Genomic DNA, 21,198 nt, shown 5'->3' on the forward strand with positions numbered 1-21,198 from the left:
TTTCACCGTCTGTTTTATAGTCTGCTAGACACTTAATCGGTCGAGTTATAAAGGGCACATCATAGAGACAGGTATTTTAAACCCTTTCCCAATAGGATCTGTCCTAGGTTATTCTATTTCGCTTACAGGGTGGGCTCCTACCCCAAGCCATCCCCTGCAGGAGGCCAACCTTTAGCTGGAACCCGTCGAGCAAAGCCCCTTGGCACTATAAAGAACGGCAAAGAGCGACCGCGTTAGCTTGTTGAAAAATTAAAACCTGACCCCGTTTATGCATTTATGTAAAATGTCCGTCTAATCCTCTCCCTACCTATTCCCTCCCATAAATAGCTTATTTCTTTATTCCAAAACGATATTTAAATAAACTTTAATATTCTTTTGAATTATATATAATCCATACTCAAATTTTAATTCTCTGGAGTGCTCTAATGTCCCGATTCGTGGCCCTGATGACCTTGTTCTTGTGTGGCTGGAGTAGTTTAGTGACTGCGGCCGACAAAAACCTTGAAATTGGCTATATGCCCATTATTCCGATTTCCCAAGCGTTTATTGTTTTGGAAGGCGACACTTTGGAAAACGCCGGCGTTAGCGATCCTAAGTTGTTCCAATTTCAAAATGGCCCCGCTATTGTGCAAGCGCTTTTAGCCGGTCAATTAGATGTTGCCTATCTTGGTATTGGGCCAGCCATGGTTGCTCGTGCCAAAGGGGCAGACATTAAAGTGGTTGCCTCTAACATTGTTGAACAAATCAGCATGATCGCATTAGGCGAACTGTCTCCTTACTTTGATAATGGTGATCCAAAAACAGCCTTTGCTCGCTTTAAAGCGGATAAAGGCCATAAAGCCGTTATCTCCACCTTCCCTAGGGGTTCAGTACCCGAAACCGTCTTACAGTATTGGTTGCAAAACCAGTTGGGTATGAGCCGTGATGAGATTAAGCAAAACATCGATATTATTTACCAAGGCGCAGCACAGGTACAACAAGCACTGATGACCGAAGCGGTTGATGGCGCAGCTATTTTAGAGCCAGTCGTCAGCATTATTCGTGATAAAAAATCCGCTGCAAAAGTCGTCGCTTCTGGCTCGGGTATGTTCCCTCATCAGCCTGGCGCTGTACTAGCCGTACGTGAATCATTGATCAATGAGCACCCTGAATTGGTGAAAGCATTAGTGAAAGCACACATCGCCGCCACCGATGAACTGCGTAACGCCCCAGAACAAGCAGCTAAAGCGGTTGGTAAATACGTCGGTGGTGGTCGTTTACCGAAACAAATTATCCTAAATGCATTAAAGAACTCACACGATCAGTTCCAAGCAGATCCGAACGCCATCATTGATGGCACCCGTACCATGCATGATTTTCAAGCCAGCCAAGGCACACTTAAAGCAAGCGTGGACCTAAACGCACTATTTGATGTTCGTTTTTATAACGAACTCATTAGGGAGTAATTCCACATCATGGAATCACACACTCACCCTTTAACACGCTCTCGATGGGGGCGTGTTTTACTGGGAATATTAGGTCTAGCCGCATTTGTGCTGCTGTGGAAATACGCACAAGCGGCAGGCTGGGCGGCAGCTGGCACCATTCCTGACCCATTTAAACTGCCACAAGCACTGGCTGATGAGTGGACATCCGAACGCTTGATGCCAGCAGTCCTCTCAAGTTTAGTTCATTACGCATGGGGCTTGGCGATTGGTACATTTCTTGGTTTCTTAGTGGGTACATTAGCGGCGTCTTCATCGCTGCTAGACGCATTACATGCTTTGCTCGCGCGGATTCTACGTCCCATTCCGCCATTGGCCTGGGTGGTCTTTGCCATTGCTTGGTTTAAAGTAAGCCATGCGGGAGCCGCCTTCGTGATTGCCATAGGTGTATTCTGGGTAAACTACTTTGCAACCTATTCTGCGGTACGCAATGTGGATTCTCGTTTTTATGAACTGGCCCGTGCTTTTGGTCAAAATGGCCATTTACGTCAAACCTTTCAAGTAACCTTACCGGGTGCTGCCACGGGTATTTTTTCGGGCATTCGCACTGGTATCGGACAAGCTTGGATGACCTTGATCGCCGCTGAATTGTTGGGCGTCCCCGGCATGGGACAAGAGATGAATTCAGCCGCGGGCGTAGGCGCTTACGAAGTGGTTGTGGTTTACATGCTGATTATTTCTCTGGTTTACACCTTGAGCGATACCCTGTTTGGTTTCATTGAAAAGCGAGTGTTAACATGGCGCCCATCCTAAAGATCGAAGACCTAAGTTATCACTACGGTAACAATCCTGACCCCGTGTTTGCCAATTTAAACCTTCAAATAGAAGACGGCGAGTTTATAGCGGTCGTTGGTGGTTCAGGCGTTGGTAAATCAACCCTGTTACGTTGTGTCGCTGGCCTTACCTCAGCGAGTCATGGCACTATTTCACTCAACGTGGAAGAAGACGAAACCCGACGCTCTCGCAGCGTGGTGTTTCAAGATGGTCGCCTCATGCCTTGGCGTCGATTGCGCAGCAATGTGGCTTATGGGCTGACAGGACTCAAACTCACGGCTGAAGAAAAACGCAACCGAGTAGACGAAGTATTAAAACTCGCTCGCCTTGATGAGCTAGCCGAGCGTTGGCCACACCAGCTATCGGGTGGCCAAGTACAACGTGGCGGCATTGCCAGAGCATTAGCAGTAAAGCCTCATTTGTTGTTGATGGATGAGCCTTTTAGCGCGGTGGATGCAATCACTCGTCAACATTTACAAGATCAGTTACTGGCGATCTGGGAAAAGACGCGTAAAGCCGTGATGTTTATCACCCACGATATTGAAGAAGCAATATATTTAGCGGACCGAGTGATTGTCTTGTCGGGCTCACCTGCGAACGTGGTGTTAGATAAACCCATTGACCTGCCCCGTCCAAGAGATCGTGGCACAGATAGCTTGCAAAAAATGGCTCAAGAGATCGCTAATGCTCTTTAATTTTTAAAAGGATACCCTCATGGCTGTTACACAATTATTGATTCACGCACCAACAGTAGATGCATTAAAGCGAGCGCAAAATAACGCACGCAATTTGCTTAAATTAGAAGCGGATGCCCAAGTGGAAATCGTCGTCAATGGCCCCGCTATGGCCATGGCGGTCACCTTGACAGATGAGGATATTTTAAGTCGATTGGTGATGTGTCGTAATAGCTTACAAGCACAATCCCTGACCTCACAGGCAGACGTTAAGCTGGTGGACGCCGCTGTGCAGTACCTTGCTCATCAACAAGCCGCTGGTTGGTCTTATCTTCGCGCTTAAGGTTGCCTTCACAAGCCACTATTGAGTGTGCTCAAGACCTATTATGAAAGCAGAAGTAAAACCCCGAAGGTTAACATTTCTGTAAAAACTCTGCAGCCCTGTGCATCGGTGATATGCAATGCATCTGGAGGTGTCTGAGCATGGCCTATACCGTTAGTACGAAACGCTCCCTGCAAGGCGTTCTCGCAAAACTCATGCATAGGTGATATGGGATTCGGGTTCATTCTCGACACTTTCGAAACACTCTGGGCTGAGGATGTCGCACGTAATGTGTCGATCTCATGCATGCAATAATCGGTTATCTTAGAACGCCAGAACGCTTCATAGGCTTCCAATCGAGCCGGATCGGTTGGCGCAACATAGGTAGCATAGATTGTATTACGTCCGGTAGAAAGAGTACGCTTCCAACTTACAGAACGGATGAAATCTGCATTGGGTTGCCGGTCTTCAGTTTGAAAGAGCAACGATTGTACGGATTCGGGCCGATTCTGTTTTTTCTTCCTACTATCGTCACTATCAGCGGCTTTTTCGTAACCACCGCTTGCTAAAGTTAACTGAACCTCATCCTTCGGCATCGCTAGATTCACGCCTTCAATATTGCTTCCGCATAGATCGGCATAATCTTCTGCGACCGCTGACCCGCTGCTGAGAGCTAGCAGACCAAGTACACATGATACTGTTTTTAATTTCATTATCGATGCATCCAGTGCGGTTTTTAGGAATATTAGCTGACTCCTTTAATTCCAGCAATCAACATGCATGCTGCAAGACCTGACCTCTTCCTTTCTGTTTTTTTACGATTAATTGGCCTGCACTTATACAAAAGATATGTTTTCTGTAAGACCTTAGAAATACTAACGCCCCCATCATGCGCCGCCGAAGGCGGTCGCTTGGATGGGCTTATTACACGTCAACTTTGATAAATTACTTTCAGCCTTTTATAAAGCTCGTTGCTCAGATCTCTATAGCCTTCTTCATTTGGCAAGTATTTTAGAGCTCTGTGATGACCTAAATCAGATGGAATATCGTTTATTGACTGAGTAATTGGTATAACTGTTTTGCCAAGAGTATGCGCTATGCCAGTTTCATACATAACATTCGGATTCCTGCCAGTGAAGTCAACGACTACCACTTTTGCACAGAAGATCAGATCAAAGATATCTTGTATGAATGTAGAGTTATCCCAAATATCATCTGCTCTCAGGCACTCAAGACTCATGTGATCAGCAACACGTTTCACTGCATCGTATGTTCCTGAAAATGTACCGCTGAACGGCATCATAACTGATATGAGCTTTTCATTTTGAGGTTTACTGGGTACTTGAAAAACGCTTGGTTTGAATGTGATAATTTTTTCAGTTGGCACTTCAGTAAATGCTGTAGAAACGAATTCACCATGCATAGGGCAAAGTTTAGCCAAACCATTAGGTTGAGTCGCTATTGTTAGGTCATATATTTTTAAGCATGTAGCTACAGCTTCAATAGATTTTTCGCGATCTACTTTCTCATCAAATAAGAAATGATCCGGGTGAAGCAAGTATTCAATAACTTTGACCATTTCTACTGAAGGCATAGTAGCCACAGGAGTTTGACGTTCATTCAGCTCTTTAAGTACATCATTAACCCAAACTCTGCGGGTAGAACCATCATGGACATAATCAAGATCAAGTCCAGTAAAGAATCTTGTTAAATATGAAGAGCTTCTGTAGGGAAAGCAATCGAAAGGGCTATCACCACAAACCATCTCTGCAAGTTTCATCAAACCCGCAGCACCTATTTTCATTATCGTTTAATTCCTATGTTGAATGTTGACGTGTAATAACTAAATATATGACAGATGGTCGCGATTAAACACGACAAGTTGTCATATATCTCCAAGAAAGGGTATTAAAAAGTATTGTGACGTATTGAATTTCATTAGCTTTCCTTGCTCGAAGATTTCTCATCCATGGAGAAAATTACAGAGTTGTCCTACTATCCTTGCATAAAGGCCAAACGGATGGAATATCCTATATAAAAATAGCATAAGAGCATGCTATCGCTTCCCTCATTATACAGTCAATATGAGATTCCTGACCCGCTCGCTATTAAACGCAGAACACCTGTAGAGAAATGAAAGGTTCTCCAAATAAGCCCTCTTTCGCTTAGGGCTAAGCGCCAATAAGTTAAAAGCTTATTTTAAGCCCTTAAACAAAAAAACACTTTCATTCGAATTTAGTTCGCTCCTTACTAATTGCTCTAGCAAGCATTTTGTCAGGCGGAGGCAACATCCTTTGATACTCAAGTGCTTTGAGCACCCCATACATAAGCTGCGGATGAAGATAATTAACCTGATAGATACGACCTTTTTCTGCTTTTTTCTTAATCAGCCCTTTTTCGAGCATACCGCCAAGTAATCTTGATCTATATGCCGAGGCGAGCTCAAGGTCTGCGGTGTCACCAGTCTTGAAACTTTCCAAATGATATACACATTTCAAAATCTTATGATCATTCTGCTCAATTTTCCCGTGTTCATAGGCTCCATCGATTGCCGAGAGTAGGATCTTCTTTTTAACAAAGTCAAAGTCCATAAGATTAGTAACTTTTTTGAACTCCTTAACTATTCCACCCAGTACATATATAAGCCACTCCTCCTTGGAAATATTATTTGATAGGTCATCACAAGCAGACAAGCGAGCGTTGTATTCGGATCTATCTCCACAAAAGATAGACGATGGGGTAAGTAACCCTGCGACACTAAAATTAGCTTTGATCAACATAGCATGAGTAAGTAATCGCCCAACTCTACCATTTCCATTGTTGAACGGATGAATCCAAGCAAAATGTTGATGTGCCTGTCCTATCTTTATTGCATCATATTTCTTTCCATGATCTGTTTCGATAAATTCAAATAAACGTTGCATGTATTTTGCATTGTCTGGAAAAATAGGCGGATAGTGATATTTTCCTGTTGTTTCACTCCCTACACGTCTGACCCCTTCCTCCTTGATAAATGAATATTGACCTGGATGCATATCACCATCACCTCCAGCTTGTACAGGTGTCAGTCCATCCACAACAATTTCGTGAAGTGTACATATAAGATCTCCGTCTATGTCACCCTCGTTCTCGAGATGTCTCATAGTATGCGTTAAGGCCTTCTCGTAATTGGAAATCTCTTTAATCGGCTCCTTTACAAAATCACCACATTGCCTAGCTTGAGCGTACTCAACTATCTCTGTTGTATTGCCCTCAAGCCGAAGGGACATCAAACTTTCTGCAGAATGGAGAATGTCTTTGAGCTGGAAAAAAAGCCAGTCTGGTGTAGTCCCGTGAGGCCTGTAAGCCCTAAGTTCCTCAAGCTCGAAGCCTAGATCAACAACTGGACTATCGTAAGAAATTGGCCAAAGACTAAAGGAATTGATATCAAGACTCACAAATAACTCCCATTAAGTGACATTAGTAGAATATTAAAAATGACATGAAAATTCTTCAAAGGCAACAAATACAAGGATTTAAAGCAATATCATTCAAGTGAATTATATGCCATAAAAATATCATAGTCTTACCTAGTTATATGACATCGGCCGCGAGAACTAATTGATATTGAGTGGGTCTTCTGTCAGGAAACAGTATCACTTCTAAAAATAAGTATAGAATTACATTATATGTAAGACACGCTCTAAAGGAATGTAACGCTCGCATTTGCGGCTGGTTTTGAGCGGAAAACCAGTCCGGCAACATGCGCTGTTAGAATTATTCAACGCTCGGAACAAGATGATTGATAGCTGATAACACATCTTCCAAACCATCATTGTAACTATTACGAAAGTCAGCGTATTTTTTTGTTTTCAATAATTCTGGTATTTCACAATCTCTATATAGAACTGGAAGAACATGTATATTTCCACTACTTACTTCGTCCCAGTATTTATTTTGCCACTCTCTTTCGACCCAGTTTGAGTTAATCGAATTTTCTGACAGAATCACAATGACGAAATCAGCTTCTTTGACACCCAGAGATATTTTCGCCGGAATTGATTCACCTACGTTGATCTCCCACTCATCAAGCCAAGGCTTGTGCCCGGAAGCTTTAAGATCAGTAGCAACCCATCTTGCAAATGGCTTATCTTCAGATGAATGTGAAATGAAAATGCTTGCCCCGTTTTCCACGTTTGAATACCTTGCCTCAATCATGCGATCAACTAATGTTGAATCCACGTAGTGTAATTCTCTTAAGAATGAATCCTCCTCTTCAGGTTCAACGTCTAAATCTGGATCTCGTATTCTTGCAAACCGACCACACAAATCGTGAAGCTCTTCACGCCTTTTCATTAGATCGTCTGTTGTAACCGCTCTAATATAATCATGTGGCAGCAAGTAGTACCCTTTAGCTATGAAAAAGTCGCCGAAGTAAACGATAGCTACATCTAATGCTTTTAAGTTTTCTTCCTCGACACCCTCTACGTCTCTCCATGAGTCACTATCCCAGAAGTCGGGGTCAATATTTTCTTCATCGGAAAACAGAGAGTCATTGTCATCGTAATACCCAATTTTACCTTTATGATCGCCCTTAATAACGATTACAGGTCCCCAATCACCATTCATCGATAATCCTTATTTCTAATAGCTAAAACATAACCGATTATCTCGATTAAACACGAGAAGTTGTCATATATCTCCAAGAAAGGATATTAAAAAGTATTGTGACGTATTGAATTTCATCAGCTTTCCTTGCTCGAAGATTTCTCATCCATGGAGAAAATTACAGAGTTGTCTTACTATCCTTGCATAACATTCTAAAGGATGGAATGCTCTATATATAAATAGCATAAGAGCATGCTATCGCTTTCCCCGTTATACCGGCCTCCTACGCGCGCACCCTCAATACACCCGTATTGAAATAAAACCTCTTTAAATAAGCCCTCTTTCGCGCACGGGCTAAGCGCCTATAGGTTATAGCGTAAAGCTCTTAAACAAAAAAACACGCCCTTGGGCGTGTTTTTTATTTATCCTGATAGAGTATTAGATCTCTGTTTTACCGCCCATATAGGACTGTAGGGCCTCTGGTATAGCGATCTTGCCGTCTGCTGTTTGGTAGTTTTCCATCACAGCTAAAAGTGTACGCCCTACCGCTAAACCGGAACCATTTAAGGTATGAACCAGTTCTGGTTTACCTGTTTCTGGGTTTCTCCAGCGCGCCTGTAGTCGGCGTGATTGGAAGTCTGTCATATTAGAGATGGATGAGATCTCACGATATTTACCTTGCCCTGGCAACCAGACTTCAATATCGTTGGTTTGCGCAGCGCTAAAGCCTAGATCACCACCACAAAGGGTTACAACACGGTATGGCAGGTTAAGCTTTTGTAGAATCGCTTCCGCATGACCGGTCATCTGATCAAGGGTTTCCCATGATTTAGACGGCTCTACAATTTGCACCATTTCGACTTTTTCAAACTGATGCTGACGGATCAAACCGCGCGTATCTTTACCTGATGCGCCCGCTTCTGAACGGAAGCATGGTGTATGTGCGGTAAAGCGAAGGGGAAGCTGATCCGCTTCAACAATCTCATCACGCACAAGGTTAGTCACAGGTACTTCAGCGGTAGGAATAAGGTAATATTCACGCTCGCCGAAGGGTACTTTAAATAGGTCTTCACCAAATTTTGGTAGCTGGCCTGTGCCGCGAAGGCTGTCCGCATTAACCATATAGGGAACGTACGCTTCGGTATAACCGTGATCTTCAGTTTGTGTATCCAGCATAAACTGGATCAGTGCACGGTGTAGACGTGCGAGCTTGCCAGTCATAACCGAAAAGCGTGAGCCAGTTAGTTTAGCGGCAACTTCAAAATCTAGTTCGCCGCTTTTTTCACCTAAAGCAACATGATCTTGGGGTTCAAAATCAAACTCTCGCGGTGTGCCCCAACGACGAATCTCGACGTTATCATCTTCATCAGCACCTTCTGGCACTTTATCGCAAGGAATATTAGGTACGCCGTACAGTAGATCATCTAACTTCGCTTGAACCTCGTTTAGCTCCGCTTTAGCGGCATCAAGCTTTTGCCCTAGATCGGCTACTTCAGCTAATAGCGGCTGAATATCTTCGCCCGCGGCTTTGGCTTTACCAATCCCTTTGGATCGGGTATTTCGCTCGTTTTGCAGGTTTTCTGTATCCACCTGCAATTGCTTACGCTGGTTCTCCAGTTCAACAAACTGATCGACTGGGAATTCGTAACCCTTTTTCTTTAATAACTGTGCAACTTCTTCGGGGTTTGCACGGACATATTTTGCGTCAAGCATGAGCTTCTAAAACACCTTTTAAGAACGATTAAAACAAGCGAGTTAAGGACAGGCCGCCATATAAAGCAACCAGACACAATAGAACGCTTAATAATATATAAATCACCGCAGAGATAACATGCCCTTCCTGCAGCATTGCGACTGTTTCCAGTGAAAAAGTAGAAAAAGTCGTAAACGCACCCATAAATCCGACCATTAACAGAGGTCGAAGCTCGGCACTAAGTTTGGCTTTTTCCAATATGAGTACAAATAAGATACCCATTAAAAATGAACCCACAACATTACAGGTAAGTGTCCCATAGGGAATTCGATGCTCGGCATTATTAAGAAGACCACTCACCCAATAACGCCCTAAGGCACCCACCGCCCCACCTATCGCAATTGCGAAGAGATGCTGCATATGAAACGCTCCTACTTACTCTCCTCAGCGTATCGCTGCTGAGGGCTCTGTTGATCTAGGTTTTTCAGATGACGTAGTTTTTCACCAATTTTCACTTCTAAACCACGTGCTTCCGGATAGTACCATTGTTGACCGGCAATTTCTGGCGGTAGATAGTTTTCACCCGCCGCATAAGCATCCGGCTCGTTATGAGCATAACGATATTCAGCCCCATAGCCCATATCTTTCATTAAACTGGTGGGTGCATTACGCAGATGAACCGGTACTTCATAACTAGGTTGTGATTTTACATCCATCAAGCATTGATTAAAGGCTTGGTAGATCGCATTACTTTTCGGTGCCGAGGCGCAATACACAGCGGCTTGAGCAATGGCTCGCTCGCCTTCTGATGGCCCTACCCGTTCAAAAGCGTCCCAGGCCGATAAAGCAACTTGCATCGCTCTTGGGTCTGCATTGCCTATATCTTCTGAGGCAATGGCAACTAAGCGACGGGCGATATACAGCGGGTCACAGCCACCATCCAACATACGACAATACCAATAAAGCGCACCATCGGGGGAGGAGCCGCGTACCGATTTATGGAAAGCGGAGATCATGTCGTAAAACAGATCGCCTTGTTTATCATAGCGGCGACCCGAAGAGCGAAGCACCTCCTCTAACACCTGCTCATCAATTAATTCTGTGCCGTCGTCTTGTTTTACCGCAAGATCGGCGGCAATTTCCAGTAGATTGAGCGAACGTCGAGCATCACCATCTGCGGCCTGAGCAAGTCGATTGATCATATCTTCAGAGATCACTAAATTACGATCACCCAAACCGTGCTCTTTATCAGTTATTCCGCGCTGAATCACTTCAAGAATGTCACTCTCTTCAAGGGAGCGCAGAAGATAAACACGCGCGCGAGATAGTAGTGCATTATTTAGTTCAAACGAGGGATTTTCTGTCGTAGCGCCAACAAAGATGATCGTCCCATCTTCTATATAAGGAAGAAACGCATCTTGTTGGGATTTATTAAAACGGTGTACCTCATCCACAAACAGGATTGTTTTCCGCCCCGTTTGCGCTGAATGCTGTTTAGCTTGCTCAACAGCAACTCGTATATCTTTAACACCGGATAGCACGGCTGAGAGGGTGATAAAATGAGCATCAACATGATGGGCAATTAGTTTAGCTAAGGTTGTTTTCCCTACACCCGGAGGCCCCCAAAATATCATTGAATGGGCCGACCCTTGCTCTAACGCCGTTCGTAAAGGCTTACCCTGCCCCAACAAGTGTTTCTGGCCATAATATTCAGCTAAGGTTTTTGGCCGAATTTTTGCGGCAAGCGGTTCATAAGCAGGTGTTTGGGAAAAAAGATCCACTCTATTCCTCTATATCTACGATAACATCAGTGTCTTTAGGTATACGAAAGAAGAAGCTTTCAGCTTCAAATTCAGGATTAATCTGCTGTTTAGAGAAAACAACCGATGTGCGCTGACCTAAGGAATCTTCTAACATGATTTCTGAAATCAAATTATCAGAAAAGGCTAAGCGAATTCGGCTAAAACTATATTGCTCAGAAACAGGCGTTAGATCAAATAATTGCTCAGCACCGGTATCTTCCATCATACGGATCTTATAAGTTTTTTGTAGCTGCCCAATTTGCCCATTAAGGATCAAGGCTGGGGCACTTTCTTGCTGTGTATCTGCGGAGCGTTGAGTTACCTGTTCTAAATCAGGATCATAGATCCAGATATATTGTCCATCTGAGACAATCTCTTGCGGAAACGGCTGAAGCGTTTCCCAACGAAAACGGTTAGGCTTAGACAGTAGAACACTACCCTCTGTTTTTTGTGCTTCGCGGCCATTGTCTGAGATAGTAACTTGCTGAAACTGAGCGGAAAAGCTCTCATAGCCTGCCAGTAACTCAGTTAATTTTTCAGGCCCTGACATCGCTGCCGCAATAGATGAACATAATAGACCGGTACTTAATACTGTTGTCACTAAAATACTTTTTGTGAATGCTTTAAAACCCATAACCAACCTTAATAAGTAATAATGGTGATCTTACATCTCACCATTAGGTGATGGTGCCAGCACTTCTCGCTGACCATTGCTACCCGCTGTACTCACAACACCTGCTGCTTCCATTGCTTCGACCATACGTGCGGCGCGGTTATAGCCAATTTTCAATCGACGCTGCACACTAGAGATAGAGGCTTTACGGGTTTCCAATACAAATGCGACCGCTTCATCATAAAGCGGATCTTGTTCATCATCGAATAATGAACCTGAACCTCCGCCGTCTGAAACGCTATCACCTTGGGTTATCTCTGTAATGTACTCCGGCTGACCCAGTTTTTTCCATGCTTCCACAACGCGGTGAACTTCATCATCACTCACAAAAGCACCATGCACACGGTTAGGTAAGCTAGTACCAGCGGGTAGATAAAGCATATCACCCCAGCCTAATAGGTGTTCAGCACCAGACTGATCGAGAATCGTTCGCGAATCTATACGGGACGATACTTGGAAGGCGATACGGGTTGGAATATTCGCTTTAATCAAACCAGTAATAACATCGACCGATGGTCGCTGAGTTGCCAGAATCAAGTGGATACCTGCCGCACGTGCTTTTTGCGCGATACGGGCAATCAACTCCTCCACCTTTTTACCAACAATCATCATCATGTCGGCAAACTCGTCAATCACCACAACAATATAGGGAAGTGTCTCAAGCTCTGGCGCGGGTGTACCGAATGGTTCGCCATTTTCTTCAGCATTCCATAAAGGATCTAATAGCGGCTTACCCTGTTTTCGAGCTTCTTCAATTTTATCGTTGAATCCCGCTAAATTACGTACGCCCATTTTTGCCATGACACGATAACGGCGTTCCATCTCACCTACGCACCAGCGCAGGCCAGATGCAGCATCTTTCATATCCGTAATAACCGGTGTTAACAGATGCGGGATGCCTTCATAAATAGAAAGCTCCAACATTTTAGGGTCAACCAGAATCAACCTCACCTCTTCAGGGGTCGCCTTAAAAAGTAAGGAGAGGATCATGGCGTTCACACCCACCGATTTACCAGAACCGGTAGTACCTGCCACTAACAGATGAGGCATTTTGGCAAGGTTAGCTACCACAGGGTTGCCTGCAATATCATTACCTAGACCAATGGTCACTTTAGATGAGGCTGATAAATAAGGTTTAGAACTTAAGACTTCACTTAGATGAACGGTTAAGCGAGATTCATTGGGAATCTCAATCCCCACGACCGATTTCCCAGGAATAACCTCAACAACACGCACACTACTCACCGCCATTGATCGTGCAAGGTCTTTAGCAAGGTTGGTAATTTTACTGGCTTTCACACCCGGCGCAGGCTGGATCTCAAAGCGCGTGATAACCGGCCCAGGATTAACTTCCACTACCTCGGCAATAACACCAAAATCTTTTAACTTACTCTCAAGCAGACGAGACATCTGCTCTATCTCGTCTAATGAATAACCTGTATCCGTGTTTAATTCTGGAGGATCAAGTAGCTCTAGGGGCGGTATTTTCCGCTTGGCTTTACGTTTAGGTTCGACTGCATGCTCTAAACCTAATTCGTCATCCTGCATGGGTTTATGGGTTTCAGATAGAGGTACAACTTTAACTTGGTGTTTTGGCGACTCAACAACCGCTGAAGACGTTGTACCGACCGGCTTATTCTCCCGTTCTGCAGATAGCGGTTCTGCCTGAACTTGTGGCGTAAATGGCGCGTTAACCGTTTCACTGACAGGGTTATCTGTAACCTCGCTTGCTGCGGGTGTATTGATTGGTCGTACAATAGGAATGTCATCTATAGCCTCATCAATAGATTCCTCTCGGCGACCTAAAGTAGTGCTATGTGGATCGGCGTATGTTGGCTCAACTCTTTCTGTAACTATAGGAGGGAGATCTGTTTGTTCAGATGTATCACGACGAAACCTATTACTAAAGGCTGATTCGTCCTCTGATTGCTGTGTTCTTGTTAGATCCAGCCCTTGGGATATTTTTTCAGGTAACACTTGTTGACCACGATCGACCAGCTTTTTACCTATAGTTTCAAGCATAGTGCCCCATCCCATCTCTAATAGAAGCGTTATGCCAAATAGAAACAAGGTAAAAAGCACGACTGAGCTGCCAATAACACTCAACCAAGATACTGACCAATCAGATAAGGCTTCTCCCAAAACACCACCCGAGCTGAATGGATATTCGAGTCCTTCATTAGACAGATGAGTGGCACATAAAGCACTAAATGAAGCGATCAGCAAAATAGCGCCCGTTGCCCTCAAGATAAAGAAGGGAACAGTATCCATAACGCTCTGATCTTTGCGCAGAATAAACCGTATGGAGGGATAGATCATCAATACAGGAATGATAAACGCACTCAAACCAAAACCAGACAAGAATAGATCCGCTAACCAAGCCCCCGCAGGGCCGGTAAAGTTTCTTACTTCGGGTTGATAGCCTAAATGGGACCAACCAGAATCTCTTGGATCAAACCCCAATAAAGAAATAAGTAAAAATATGCTGATCGCAATAATAATGATCAGACTGGATTCACGGCTAATTCTTGCTAACAATGCAGTAAAACTTAAACGTTGTCCGTTATCGGTCGCGCTCAAGGGTAAAGCTCCATAATATCTGTAGAAAATCGAGGGCTAACAATAACATAAATTAATGCATGACTAACGCTTGATAAGCTGAAGTTTGTGCCATAAAAGCCGAGAGCCGGTATTTTTTTAAGGTAGACAACAACTTTGAAGGTGTCGAGCTGCGATGGCTTAGAACAAACTCTATGTAGACCACTAAACAAACTCAAATAAAGAGGTTTTCAAATAGGTCATTAACAAATATTGTCGCTAGCGCAGGACAGGCATATCATTAAGCATTCTTTAGTTATCGATCTATAGCTAGAATGATTCCAATTTAAAAGGAACAATTTAAAGCTTATATGAGAGGCCATGAAATAAAAATTTCATGTTACTATTTCTAGCAACGTTTTTACTGGGCCGAAGCAAAATGAAAGGTGCGGGTTGAATTTTTTAGTCAATCCCCCCATTGTTTTATAATCTATTTCACTAACGGATCTGTTTCTTATTACCATGAGCGAAGTACAACACCATAACCTAATCATTCTCGGTAGTGGCCCAGCGGGCTACACTGCCGCTGTATATGCCGCGCGCGCTAACCTAAAACCTATTGTCATCACAGGTATGCAGGCTGGCGGTCAACTTACTACTACAACCGATGTAGATAACTGGCCTGGCGATGTCGATGGCGTTCAGGGACCTGAATTGATGCAACGTATGCAGCAGCATGCAGAGCGTTTTGATACAGAGATTCTTTTCGATCATATCAATGAAACTGATCTGCAAAATCGCCCCTTCCGCTTAAAAGGCGATATGGGTGAGTATACTTGCGATGCATTGATTATCTGCACAGGCGCTTCGGCTCAATATTTGGGTCTTCCTTCAGAAGAAGCCTTTGCCGGACGCGGTGTATCAGCGTGCGCAACCTGTGACGGTTTCTTCTATAAAGGCCAAAAAGTAGCGGTTATTGGCGGTGGTAATACTGCGGTTGAAGAAGCACTTTATCTATCCAATATCGCCGATGAAGTTACATTAATTCACCGCCGCGATAGCTTACGCTCAGAGAAGATTTTACAAGATAAACTTCTTGAACGGGCCGAAAATGGCAATATCAACATCATCTGGAATCATACCTTAGAGGAAGTCCTCGGTGATGATTCTGGTGTAACCGGCCTACGTATTAAAAGTACCGAGAACGACGAAGCTACAGAGTTAGATGTTGCTGGCGTATTTATAGCGATTGGCCACAAGCCTAATACTGATATTTTTGACGGCCAGCTTGAGATGAAAGACGGCTACTTAAAAATACAATCAGGCCTTGAAGGCAAAGCAACACAAACCAGCGTCGAAGGTGTATTTGCAGCCGGCGATGTCTGTGACCATATCTATCGCCAAGCGATTACCTCAGCAGGTTTTGGTTGTATGGCCGCATTAGATGCTGAACGTTATCTTGATGATCTAATCAAGTAAGTAGACTACGGCGGAGTGCAAACTCCGCCCTTTTGTAACGAATACTATGATCCCATGGCTACAAAATCCTTCAGATAGTTTCCCTCCCATAGAGCAGGCGCTTGATGAACCTAATGGTTTATTAGCCGCAGGCGGGGATTTGAGCCAAGAACGCCTAGTCAGCGCGTATCGTGCCGGTATTTTTCCTTGGTACAGCCCGGGCGAACCCATCCTTTGGTGGAGCCCTGATCCTCGTTGCGTATTAATTCCTAGCCAAATCCATATATCAAAAAGCATGCGTAAGCGTTTGAAGAAAAAGGATTATACGGTCGTATTTAATCGTAATTTCGCTAAGGTTATCGATGCCTGTTCAGCTCCTCGACGGGGAGAAGATGGCACATGGATCACTAACGAAATGAAAGACGCTTACTGTAACCTCCACAAAAAGGGTTTAGCCCACTCGGTTGAAGTTTATATTGATGATGAACTCGTCGGCGGGCTTTACGGCTTGGCTATAGGTAAACTCTTTTTTGGCGAATCCATGTTTAGCAAAGTAAAGGATGCATCGAAGATCGCCTTTATAACTATGGTCGGACAACTAGAAAAGTGGGGCTATGCTTTAGTCGATTGCCAAGTGAGCAATGATCATCTATTTTCATTAGGTGCAACTGAGATAAACCGGCGTGAATTTCAGTTATACCTTGATCAATATCTTGATGAGATTGGACAAACGCATTGGCAGTTTGACCTGCCAGCAGATCAAATGGAGTAAACCTTGAGCAACCTCAGGACATTACATTTTTACGCGACCCCTGAGCATGATTGTAGCTATTTAGAGAATAAGATAGCTAAAACCCTGTTTGTCGATCCACAAGTAGAACTTGATCAGTCAACCTACAGCCAACTTTCAGATCTAGGCTTTAGACGAAGTGGTAAACATGTTTATCGCCCCCACTGTGATGATTGCAGGGCTTGTATATCCGTTAGAATCCCCCTTGCGGTCTATAGCTTTAGTAAAAGCCAGAAGCGTATTCTTGCCAAAAACAAAGATATATACGCAACAACCCACGCCCCCTCCTTTACTGAGGAGTATTACTCCCTATATTCTCGCTATATTAATAAGCGCCATCAAGATGGTGATATGTTTCCGCCAAGTTCAGAGCAGTTTACCTCCTTCCTTGTTGAGGGTGCGGAACATACTCAGTTTATTGAGTTCAGAGACGCCACAGATACGCTAGTTGCCGTTAGTGTTGTTGATACACTCGAAAAGGGGCTCTCAGCGATCTACACTTTTTTTGACCCCTCCTTACCTAAACGTAGCTTAGGAACCTTTTGTATTTTATGGCAATTACAGTTTTGCCAACAAAATAACCTTAATTACCTCTATCTAGGCTATTGGGTAAAAAACTGCCGAAAAATGAGCTATAAAATCGCATTTAGACCCTTTGAGCTCCTTTTAGAGGATCAATGGGTATTAGTTCAACCCGATTAACACGGCCAAAGTCTAGTTTAAATCACATATATGCGGATTTCCCTTTGATATAAAAGTGATTTTCAGGCACAATATCGCGCAATTATTAGGTCCAGATATCTGGAGCCTCTCTCAACAAGGTAAAGAATTGATGGCTAAAGAAGATAGCATTGAAATGGAAGGCACCGTGGTCGACACGCTACCGAACACTATGTTCCGTGTTGAGCTGGAAAACGGTCACGTTGTAACGGCACACATCTCAGGTAAGATGCGCAAAAACTACATCCGCATCCTGACAGGCGATAAAGTTAAAGTTGAATTGACACCTTACGACCTAAGTAAAGGCCGTATTGTCTATCGCGCACGTTAATATCATTGCGTCTTCCCAGCTAATTTATGCATTAAGTGTTTAAGTTAGCTTAGGTAAGAATAAAAAAATGGCAGCCAATTGGCTGCCATTTTTATTTCCATAAGGATCAGTGGTTAAACACAACTAGTAACTTCAACGCTAATTTCACCTTCAGCGTCTACACCAATCTCAACCTCTCCACCCTCTTCAGCTAATTCGCCAAATAGAATCATTTCAGCCAATGGCTTTTTCAGTTTTTCCTGAATCAAGCGTTTCATAGGCCGCGCACCCATCTGCTCATCGTAGCCTTTTTCGGCAAACCATGTACGGGCGGCATCCGTTAGATGAAGAACTACATGTTTATCATCTAATTGCACTTGAAGCTCAGCGAAGAATTTGTCTACTACACCTTTGATAATGCTAGGATCCAGAGGTTTAAACTGAATAATTCCATCCAAACGGTTACGGAATTCAGGAGTAAACATTTTCTTAATCGCTTCAATACCATCCGTTGCATGATTCTGCTTAGTGAAACCAATAGATGCACGACTCATATCTTGAGCTCCTGCATTGGTTGTCATAACAAGAATCACATTACGGAAATCTGCTTTACGGCCATTATTATCAGTTAATGTCCCGTTATCCATCACTTGAAGCAATAAGTTAAACACTTCTGGATGTGCTTTCTCTATTTCATCAAGTAACAGTACGCAATGAGGAGACTTAGTAACCGCCTCAGTAAGCAGCCCGCCTTGATCATAACCCACGTACCCAGGAGGTGCGCCGATCAAGCGTGATACGGTATGGCGCTCCATATACTCAGACATATCGAAACGGACTAACTCAATCCCCATAACTCGTGCAAGTTGCTGAGTCACTTCTGTTTTACCAACCCCTGTTGGACCAGCAAAAAGGAAACAACCTACAGGTTTATTCGGCTCTTTTAATCCAGCACGGGATAGTTTAATTGCAGAAGACAGTGTATCAATCGCTTCATCCTGCCCCAGCACCACCATTTTAAGATTGGTATCAAGCTTAGCCAACTGGCTTTTATCTGAAGCTGAAACGCTTTTAGGTGGAATACGCGCTATTTTGGCGACAATAGCTTCAACATCTTCCACTTCAATAACTTTCTTACGAAGTTCTTCAGGTAGAAGGCGCTGATAAGCACCCGCCTCATCAATAACATCAATCGCTTTGTCTGGCATATGCTTATCATTGATATAGCGTCCAGCAAGCTCTGCGGCGGCCTTAAGAGCCTCATCACTGTAGGTAAGCTCATGGTGTTCTTCAAAACGCTGCTTTAAGCCACGTAATATAGCGTAGGTATCATCAATGCTTGGTTCAAGCACATCCACTTTCTGAAAACGTCGAGCGAGTGCACGGTCTTTTTCAAAAATCCCTCGAAACTCTTGGAAAGTTGTAGAGCCAATACAACGTATCTGGCCGGAACTCAGCAGTGGTTTCAAAAGGTTAGATGCATCCATAGAACCGCCTGAAGCAGCCCCAGCACCAATAATCGTATGGATCTCATCGATAAATAAAATAGCTTTAGGCAGCTCTTTTATCTCATTTAAAAGACCTTTTAAGCGTTTTTCAAAATCGCCACGGTATTTTGTTCCCGCCAGCAAAGCGCCTAAATCTAAAGAATAAACAACGGACTCTTTGATAACATCAGGGACTTTACTTTCAACAATGAGTTTAGCTAAACCTTCTGCTATTGCCGTTTTACCTACTCCGGCCTCACCCACAAGCAAAGGGTTATTTTTACGACGGCGTGACAATATTTGGACTACACGCTCAACTTCAGAGTCTCGACCCACTAACGGATCTATTAAGCCTTTTTCCGCCTCTACATTGAGATTGACGGAATACTTTCTTAATGGGCTGTCCTCTTTATTGTCAGTAGAGTCGCCTTCGAGCGGTGTTGCAGAATTATCATGCTCATGTTCAGACATTTTTGAAATACCGTGAGCAATGTAATTGACGGTATCAATGCGTTCAATCCCATGCTGCTGCAGGATATATACCGCTTGGCTCTCCTGTTCGCTAAAGATAGCAACCAGAACATTCGCACCAGTGACTTCATTTTTACCCGAAGACTGCACATGAAATACAGCACGCTGAAGTACTCGCTGAAAGCCTAATGTCGGCTGAGTATCCAGATCCGGTAATGTATCTGATAATAATGGAGTTGTTTCTTCGATAAAATCAGCAAGATTTTTACGAATACCATCAAAATTAGCACCACAAGCCGCTAGTACTTGATGGGCTTCATAATTTTCCAACAACGCTAGTAAAAGATGCTCGACCGTAATAAATTCATGTCGTTTCTCTTTTGCCGCCTGGAAAGCTGCACTGAGCGTGTCTTCGAGTTCTCGGTTTAACATAACGGTTCCTCTTCAGACTTTCTCGACTTCACAAAGTAGTGGATGACTATTGTCTCTTGCATACTGATTAACTATAGCTGCTTTTGTGTCTGCTATGTCTTTTGTAAAGATGCCACATACACCTTTACCTTGAGTATGCACCGATAACATCACTTGTGTAGCTTTTTCTTGGTCCATATTAAAAAACATTATTAAAACAGCTACGACAAAATCCATCGGCGTATAGTCATCATTCATTAACACGACTCGATACATCGATGGTTTTTTAACTTCCGGCTTAGCTTCTTGCGTTGCTAGGCCTGAATCATCCCTATGCTCGTGATCTGGGCCATGTTCTTCATTAGACATTCGTGGCATGTTTTGTTTATTTTTTATACACATTTATATATCTTCTAATTTTCCACTATAATTAACTACTGAACAGTGATCGTACACCTGTCACACATTCTCTGGGGGGTGCTATACTTCACTATAGCAGGATTAGGTCATATCCTCGTTGTACCTGCAAGCATTAGGAAACACTCTTTAGCTACTATTATAGCCTTGATAGTTATTTTAGCAGTTATAAAGTCGTACGTTCAGGTTAACAATCCAAATGTAGCATTGGATACGGGAGTTAGTTATGCAGACAGGGAAAGTAAAGTGGTTCAATAATTCGAAGGGGTACGGATTTATTTTATCCGACGAACACAATGAGGATCTCTTTGCCCATTATTCTGCTATTGAAGTAGATGGATATAAAAGCCTCAAAGCCGGACAGAAAGTAGAGTTTGATACACAACCAGGTCCTAAAGGAACGCATGCCGTTCAAATTAAACCGCTTGAAACTCAATAGATAGCAAAAATTTTCTACCTTTTGTTGAATAAAAAAACCAGCCTAGTGCTGGTTTTTTTGTCTTTCTTACTTTCCAATCAATATACCCCCCAGCCACAAGCGGTAAACAACGACACCCTTCTCTGCCTGTAAACTTTAGATATACAAC

General features: G+C 43.5%; 20 protein-coding genes. 9 read left to right on the top strand and 11 right to left on the bottom strand.

Going from position 1 to position 21,198, the window contains the following annotated elements:
• Positions 1-425: 425 nt before the first annotated feature.
• From Q4486_RS04220 to Q4486_RS04235, 4 genes are read left to right on the top strand one after another with little or no spacing between them, the layout of a single operon-like run.
• Positions 426-1,445, top strand: coding sequence for an ABC transporter substrate-binding protein (locus Q4486_RS04220; RefSeq protein WP_303518457.1), 1,020 nt, complete (start codon positions 426-428; stop codon positions 1,443-1,445).
• 9 nt (positions 1,446-1,454) lie between these two features.
• Complete coding sequence (locus Q4486_RS04225; protein ID WP_303419748.1) at positions 1,455-2,237, top strand: ABC transporter permease; 783 nt, start codon at positions 1,455-1,457, stop codon at positions 2,235-2,237.
• On the top strand, positions 2,222-2,953 hold the full coding sequence (locus Q4486_RS04230) for an ABC transporter ATP-binding protein (RefSeq protein WP_303518459.1): 732 nt from the start codon (positions 2,222-2,224) through the stop codon (positions 2,951-2,953). Before Q4486_RS04225 ends, Q4486_RS04230 begins: the two co-directional genes overlap by 16 nt.
• 19 nt (positions 2,954-2,972) lie before the next feature.
• A complete protein-coding gene (locus Q4486_RS04235) occupies positions 2,973-3,275 on the top strand; it encodes a hypothetical protein (protein ID WP_303518461.1) in 303 nt (100 codons plus the stop codon).
• A 41-nt stretch (positions 3,276-3,316) separates the two neighbouring features.
• Here the strand turns inward: Q4486_RS04235 and Q4486_RS04240 are convergent, their stop codons facing one another.
• The 9 genes from Q4486_RS04240 to Q4486_RS04280 form a co-directional block, all read right to left on the bottom strand.
• On the bottom strand, positions 3,317-3,967 hold the full coding sequence (locus Q4486_RS04240; protein ID WP_303518463.1) for a hypothetical protein: 651 nt from the start codon (positions 3,965-3,967) through the stop codon (positions 3,317-3,319).
• Between the two features lie 218 nt (positions 3,968-4,185).
• Positions 4,186-5,058: a hypothetical protein gene (locus Q4486_RS04245; protein ID WP_303518465.1), complete on the bottom strand. Its 873-nt coding sequence runs from the start codon at positions 5,056-5,058 to the stop codon at positions 4,186-4,188.
• Positions 5,059-5,479: 421 nt separating this feature from the next.
• The gene (locus Q4486_RS04250) at positions 5,480-6,691 is read right to left on the bottom strand and encodes a Fic family protein (RefSeq protein WP_303518467.1); all 1,212 of its coding nucleotides are present in this window, start codon (positions 6,689-6,691) and stop codon (positions 5,480-5,482) included.
• 319 nt (positions 6,692-7,010) lie between these two features.
• Positions 7,011-7,862 (bottom strand): toll/interleukin-1 receptor domain-containing protein, encoded by an 852-nt coding sequence (locus tag Q4486_RS04255; protein WP_303518468.1) that lies wholly within the window; start codon positions 7,860-7,862, stop codon positions 7,011-7,013.
• Positions 7,863-8,279: 417 nt separating this feature from the next.
• Entirely contained in the window at positions 8,280-9,554 is a 1,275-nt protein-coding gene (gene serS / locus Q4486_RS04260; protein WP_303518469.1) for a serine--tRNA ligase, read from the bottom strand.
• Positions 9,555-9,582: 28 nt separating this feature from the next.
• Positions 9,583-9,954 (bottom strand): fluoride efflux transporter CrcB, encoded by a 372-nt coding sequence (crcB, locus tag Q4486_RS04265; protein ID WP_303416918.1) that lies wholly within the window; start codon positions 9,952-9,954, stop codon positions 9,583-9,585.
• An 11-nt stretch (positions 9,955-9,965) separates the two neighbouring features.
• Positions 9,966-11,315, bottom strand: coding sequence for a replication-associated recombination protein A (locus tag Q4486_RS04270; RefSeq protein ID WP_303518470.1), 1,350 nt, complete (start codon positions 11,313-11,315; stop codon positions 9,966-9,968).
• Between the two features lies 1 nt (position 11,316).
• The gene (gene lolA / locus Q4486_RS04275) at positions 11,317-11,970 is read right to left on the bottom strand and encodes an outer membrane lipoprotein chaperone LolA (protein WP_303416922.1); all 654 of its coding nucleotides are present in this window, start codon (positions 11,968-11,970) and stop codon (positions 11,317-11,319) included.
• 30 nt (positions 11,971-12,000) lie between these two features.
• Entirely contained in the window at positions 12,001-14,589 is a 2,589-nt protein-coding gene (locus Q4486_RS04280) for a DNA translocase FtsK (RefSeq protein WP_303518471.1), read from the bottom strand.
• 480 nt (positions 14,590-15,069) lie between these two features.
• On the opposite strand from Q4486_RS04280, the gene trxB reads away from it, so the two are divergent.
• The 4 genes from trxB (at position 15,070) to infA (ending at position 17,846) form a co-directional block, all read left to right on the top strand.
• Entirely contained in the window at positions 15,070-16,026 is a 957-nt protein-coding gene (gene trxB / locus Q4486_RS04285; RefSeq protein WP_303518472.1) for a thioredoxin-disulfide reductase, read from the top strand.
• Positions 16,027-16,072: 46 nt separating this feature from the next.
• On the top strand, positions 16,073-16,777 hold the full coding sequence (gene aat, locus Q4486_RS04290) for a leucyl/phenylalanyl-tRNA--protein transferase (RefSeq protein ID WP_303416927.1): 705 nt from the start codon (positions 16,073-16,075) through the stop codon (positions 16,775-16,777).
• Between the two features lie 3 nt (positions 16,778-16,780).
• Positions 16,781-17,497, top strand: a complete 717-nt coding sequence (locus Q4486_RS04295; protein ID WP_303416928.1) for an arginyltransferase — start codon at positions 16,781-16,783, stop codon at positions 17,495-17,497.
• 130 nt (positions 17,498-17,627) lie between these two features.
• Positions 17,628-17,846: a translation initiation factor IF-1 gene (infA, locus tag Q4486_RS04300; protein ID WP_027853708.1), complete on the top strand. Its 219-nt coding sequence runs from the start codon at positions 17,628-17,630 to the stop codon at positions 17,844-17,846.
• A 113-nt stretch (positions 17,847-17,959) separates the two neighbouring features.
• Here the strand turns inward: infA and clpA are convergent, their stop codons facing one another.
• A complete protein-coding gene (gene clpA / locus Q4486_RS04305; RefSeq protein ID WP_303416930.1) occupies positions 17,960-20,215 on the bottom strand; it encodes an ATP-dependent Clp protease ATP-binding subunit ClpA in 2,256 nt (751 codons plus the stop codon).
• Between the two features lie 12 nt (positions 20,216-20,227).
• Positions 20,228-20,572, bottom strand: a complete 345-nt coding sequence (clpS, locus tag Q4486_RS04310) for an ATP-dependent Clp protease adapter ClpS (RefSeq protein WP_303417231.1) — start codon at positions 20,570-20,572, stop codon at positions 20,228-20,230.
• Between the two features lie 265 nt (positions 20,573-20,837).
• On the opposite strand from clpS, the gene cspD reads away from it, so the two are divergent.
• On the top strand, positions 20,838-21,050 hold the full coding sequence (gene cspD, locus Q4486_RS04315; protein ID WP_067869571.1) for a cold shock domain-containing protein CspD: 213 nt from the start codon (positions 20,838-20,840) through the stop codon (positions 21,048-21,050).
• Positions 21,051-21,198 lie beyond the last annotated feature (148 nt).

Origin of the sequence: Neptuniibacter sp. 2_MG-2023 (assembly GCF_030547495.1) — a bacterium.
In the GTDB taxonomy this organism is placed as follows: domain Bacteria; phylum Pseudomonadota; class Gammaproteobacteria; order Pseudomonadales; family Balneatricaceae; genus Neptuniibacter.

What these genes read in the sequence shown, in the direction of transcription:
- Q4486_RS04220 (WP_303518457.1), top strand. Translation starts at nt 426, where the DNA reads ATGTCCCGATTCGTGGCCCTGATGACCTTGTTCTTGTGTGGCTGGAGT.
- Q4486_RS04225 (WP_303419748.1), top strand. Translation starts at nt 1,455, where the DNA reads ATGGAATCACACACTCACCCTTTAACACGCTCTCGATGGGGGCGTGTT.
- Q4486_RS04230 (WP_303518459.1), top strand. Translation starts at nt 2,222, where the DNA reads ATGGCGCCCATCCTAAAGATCGAAGACCTAAGTTATCACTACGGTAAC.
- Q4486_RS04235 (WP_303518461.1), top strand. Translation starts at nt 2,973, where the DNA reads ATGGCTGTTACACAATTATTGATTCACGCACCAACAGTAGATGCATTA.
- Q4486_RS04240 (WP_303518463.1), bottom strand. Translation starts at nt 3,967, where the DNA reads ATGAAATTAAAAACAGTATCATGTGTACTTGGTCTGCTAGCTCTCAGC.
- Q4486_RS04245 (WP_303518465.1), bottom strand. Translation starts at nt 5,058, where the DNA reads ATGAAAATAGGTGCTGCGGGTTTGATGAAACTTGCAGAGATGGTTTGT.
- Q4486_RS04255 (WP_303518468.1), bottom strand. Translation starts at nt 7,862, where the DNA reads ATGAATGGTGATTGGGGACCTGTAATCGTTATTAAGGGCGATCATAAA.
- serS (WP_303518469.1), bottom strand. Translation starts at nt 9,554, where the DNA reads ATGCTTGACGCAAAATATGTCCGTGCAAACCCCGAAGAAGTTGCACAG.
- crcB (WP_303416918.1), bottom strand. Translation starts at nt 9,954, where the DNA reads ATGCAGCATCTCTTCGCAATTGCGATAGGTGGGGCGGTGGGTGCCTTA.
- lolA (WP_303416922.1), bottom strand. Translation starts at nt 11,970, where the DNA reads ATGGGTTTTAAAGCATTCACAAAAAGTATTTTAGTGACAACAGTATTA.
- trxB (WP_303518472.1), top strand. Translation starts at nt 15,070, where the DNA reads ATGAGCGAAGTACAACACCATAACCTAATCATTCTCGGTAGTGGCCCA.
- aat (WP_303416927.1), top strand. Translation starts at nt 16,073, where the DNA reads ATGATCCCATGGCTACAAAATCCTTCAGATAGTTTCCCTCCCATAGAG.
- infA (WP_027853708.1), top strand. Translation starts at nt 17,628, where the DNA reads ATGGCTAAAGAAGATAGCATTGAAATGGAAGGCACCGTGGTCGACACG.
- clpA (WP_303416930.1), bottom strand. Translation starts at nt 20,215, where the DNA reads ATGTTAAACCGAGAACTCGAAGACACGCTCAGTGCAGCTTTCCAGGCG.
- clpS (WP_303417231.1), bottom strand. Translation starts at nt 20,572, where the DNA reads ATGCCACGAATGTCTAATGAAGAACATGGCCCAGATCACGAGCATAGG.
- cspD (WP_067869571.1), top strand. Translation starts at nt 20,838, where the DNA reads ATGCAGACAGGGAAAGTAAAGTGGTTCAATAATTCGAAGGGGTACGGA.